Source organism: Caldimonas taiwanensis NBRC 104434 (genome assembly GCF_001592165.1).
GTDB lineage: Bacteria > Pseudomonadota > Gammaproteobacteria > Burkholderiales > Burkholderiaceae_C > Caldimonas > Caldimonas manganoxidans.
Window position 1 is genome coordinate 1 of sequence record NZ_BCWK01000044.1, and the last position, 3,584, is coordinate 3,584.

Here is a 3,584-nt window from a genome sequence, read left to right on the forward strand (position 1 = left end):
CTCGCGCACGCGCTGAGCAATGCGCACGATCGCTCGCAACAAAAGATCGTGCAAGCTCGCGTGGTGGGGCTTCACACCCCGGACAAACCAAGATGGACGCTGTGCTCAGCGCTGCGTAGTGCGGCTGGCCAAGCCAGGGCAACATCGCTGAGATCTTGCTGCCCTTCAAGCTGCATGTCGCGACACCACACAGCCCAGTCCTCACTCTGCCCCAAGAGCCCAATGCCCGATCACAGCCGGATCACAGGCTCCCATGTCCGCAAATAATGGGTCCGCTCACGCGCTACATCAGGGGCTGTCGGAGGACGGGCGACGTATCCGGCAGGTTAACGAGTATGGCCTGTGGAGGTTTCCGTTGTGCGACGCGATTTGCCTCAGGATCGGCTGCATACGCATATTGAATCGTGTCGTCCCCGCCCTGATACAGCCGGCGTGGATCGGTCGCCCGGGTTCTGTCAGCCGCAAACCCAGCCAGGGAGTCGGTGATATGTTCATCAAACAAGGCCAATACATCCGGGTCGGTCAACGGCTCCATCTCCCAGGCTTCTCGCAAAATGCGATCAAACGGCCGCAGCGTCTTCGGATCTTTGGTGCGCACGCGCTCGCTGTCTTCCAGAAATTGCTGATCGTATCGGTCCAGCGCAGCGATCCACTGCTGTGCACGACTGGGCATCGTCTCCAGAATGGCTTGCTGTTCCAACAGAGCCCATAGGGCCTGGTCGACACGCTCGGTTGCCTGTTCAAAGGCTGCCCGGTGTGTCGCGCTGGCTCGGCGGCGGTTGTACATGCTTCGCGCTGCGGCTTGCGCATCCTCCGCCGCTTCATACTCTTGCCGCAACCGATCGACCTGCGCCTGTTTGGATTGGCGTTCGCGAGCCAGCGCCGCGTCATACTCGTTCAGTCGGCGAGTGTCGATGTCAGTCTCCCCCTGGCGCCGCGCCCGCAACTTGCGCTCAATATGCACGATGCGCCAACGGAAATACAGCTTCATGTGAGCCAGAATGGTCTCACCAATGGGGCGAGCCTGCGCACCGACGACCTGCAGGTAGCGGTTGAACCTGCGGGACAGCAACTGCCGGGCTTCGCGGTCTGCTTGGGTGGGAGGCAGGAAGTCGTCCTTCACGACATTGTCCAGCGCTTCTAACCGCCTCAACGGCACGCCCGCCTTGACCGCCTCGTCATACATCGCTTTCAGAGGAATGAGGCTGAGCATGGCAAAGCGGTTGAGGTTGCGCCCCCCCTCGCCCGGCCTGTAACCACCGCCGACGTCGGAGTGAGCCCCCGGGTAGAACACCTCCACACAATTGTCCGGATAGCGCCCCGCTTCAAGCACGGAATCTAACGGGAACGAGTTGCGGATCTCGTGCGCCGCACAGTAGTGAACGCAGCGCTCCACCATCGATGGAATCCTCAAGTCGCTGGCCCAGGCGCCGTGCCCATCGGCTTGCGAGGCCACCAGCACCGGGATCGCCCCCGTCAGTGGCATCAAAGCGGCCGCTTCCGTGGCGTAGTGGCGAGCCGAGGCAGGCACCCCCACCGAGGCCACGGTGTCGAACAGACCCATGAAATACAGTCGAAACGGATAGCCGCCATCGGCCCAAATCCACCCTGCGCCTGACCGCTTACAGCGCCGAGCCACCCGGCGCGCAAATGCACGCGCCAACGCCGCTCCACGGGAAAAACCGAACAGCGCCAGATGGATGCCGCGAATCTTGTTCACCGGGTTCTGGGCGCGAGCGGCAGCTTGACGAATTCGTTGCTCCAAACGCTCCATCGCCCATTCCAGCCGCGCCTCGCCGCCTTGGCCCACCGCCATCGCCAGCTTGCCGCCTCGGTCTCCGATTTCTCGGAAAGGGGTGCCGATGCCAGGAACATAGATCGGAATACGACCCATGGACGGCGAATCATCTGCGGCCCGATATAGCCGAGCAACATTGCTGTGCTCGTAAGTCGGCGCGTCGATCTTCTCGTTGTTGCCGGTGCCGTCAAAGAAGATGCTGATCCAAAGGTCCTGCTGGCAGTCGGCAACCGCACTGTGGGGGCGGTCGGCTTGCTGAGCCAAGCGTGCAGCCAAGACATCGACGGCCGATCTGGTCGACATGCGGTCCGCCGTGGTGGGCGTCGTAGGCGACCACACGGGAATGGCCAAACACTCACTCATTTTTCGCTCCCTGCTGAACCGACGCCTTCGGCTCAGGCGAGGGCATCGAGGTGATGCGCAACTGCACCGTGCCATCCGGCATGAAGTGAACCTCTAGGTTTTGCGGGTCTTCAGGGACTGGGCCATCGAGAATGGCCTTCTTCTTATGAGTCTCACTGGGGACAACGATCTCGCCCTGCTCGTTTCGCTTGTACCCAAAAGTCCACTCCACCTCCATCTCGATCGGCAGCTGCAGGTTTCGGCGGTAGCCCATGCAGCAATAGACTCGTGCCCCACCGGACATTGGGTACGCATTCCCTCCGCCTTGCCCGTTGACACTGAAACTGTCGATGTAGCGCTCCGTGTGGTTGTAGCCCATGATGCCCAGCAACACGGGTTCGTTGTTGCTGCACCCTGTCAGCGCAAACACTGCCAGCATGCAGGCCGTCAGCCACGATGTTTTCATTTCACCTCCTCGTGCGTCAGGGACACATAGGCTTGCACCAAAGACCGCCTTTCCTGTGCTTTGGCTACGCAAGCGCTCCAGGCAGGGGCTTGCCACCAGTTCATCCCGTATTGGATAGCCAGCGCAAGCGCCAAAGCATGGTCCCGCGCTGCCCAAAGACCACGCTGACAACACTCCTTGATCTGTGCGCAGGCCCAGGCATGTCGCTGGGCATCGGGCAAGCTGTCGAGCAAGGCCGCATCCTGTTCGCGCAGCAAGCCCAGCACCGCATCGGGGGCGGTCGCCTGGACCAAGGCGTCGAGTTGCTCGCCAGTGCACACCACTGGACGCTGCGCCAAAGGATCGTCCGGCGGGCAGTGCAGCGCCACCGCGAGATGTCCACCTCGGCGATTGGGCAGCAACATCTGCGTCCCGAAGGCCAGAACATCGTGACGCAATTGACCAGACCAGGCCTGACTCAAAGCCAGCATCACGCGAGGGTCCCAGCAGCGCAAAAGGTAGGCAGCCTGCTCTGACTCCAACTCCATGCGACGCACCAGGCGTTGCGCAACACCTCCGGCGTCCAACGGCGAGGCGATGAGCAAGATCGTGCATGACTCTGCACTCTGGGATGCGTATGCATGCAGCATCTGCACCTCGACAAAGCCGTCGTCCAGCGCAACCAGTACGGGCGCAGTGGGCAACGCTTGTGGTTGTAGACCAAGCAATGAGAACAGGTTGGTCACGCAGCGATCAAACTCCCGAAGCCACGCCAAATCAGAGGCTGACTCGCTGCGGTCGACCAGCGCGTAAAGACGATCCTTGTGGGTCTTTCTCCCCACAACCCAGGCATGTACATCCACGGGATCGTCGCTGCTTTGTGATTTGAACTCTTCCATGACGCTCACCGCTTCACCACTGGCGCACCTTGCGCACGAGCCTTGAGCAAACATTCCACACACACTTGTTTGGGCATCAGCGGCAAGGGCGGCTGTACCC

At 61.4% G+C, this 3,584-nt stretch carries 3 protein-coding genes; all 3 read right to left on the minus strand.

The annotated features are described in order from the left end of the window. Positions 1-283: 283 nt before the first annotated feature. Genes CTA01S_RS15720 through CTA01S_RS15730 form a run of 3 tightly spaced genes read right to left on the minus strand, consistent with a single transcriptional unit; the run spans position 284 to position 3,484 of the window. Positions 284-2,101 (minus strand): T6SS phospholipase effector Tle1-like catalytic domain-containing protein, encoded by a 1,818-nt coding sequence (locus CTA01S_RS15720; protein WP_198150905.1) that lies wholly within the window; start codon positions 2,099-2,101, stop codon positions 284-286. A 52-nt stretch (positions 2,102-2,153) separates the two neighbouring features. Continuing rightward, positions 2,154-2,606, minus strand: coding sequence for a DUF3304 domain-containing protein (locus CTA01S_RS15725; RefSeq protein WP_062196804.1), 453 nt, complete (start codon positions 2,604-2,606; stop codon positions 2,154-2,156). After that, positions 2,603-3,484, minus strand: coding sequence for a DUF4123 domain-containing protein (locus CTA01S_RS15730; RefSeq protein WP_062196805.1), 882 nt, complete (start codon positions 3,482-3,484; stop codon positions 2,603-2,605). The genes CTA01S_RS15725 and CTA01S_RS15730 overlap by 4 nt, the downstream gene beginning before the upstream one ends. Positions 3,485-3,584 lie beyond the last annotated feature (100 nt).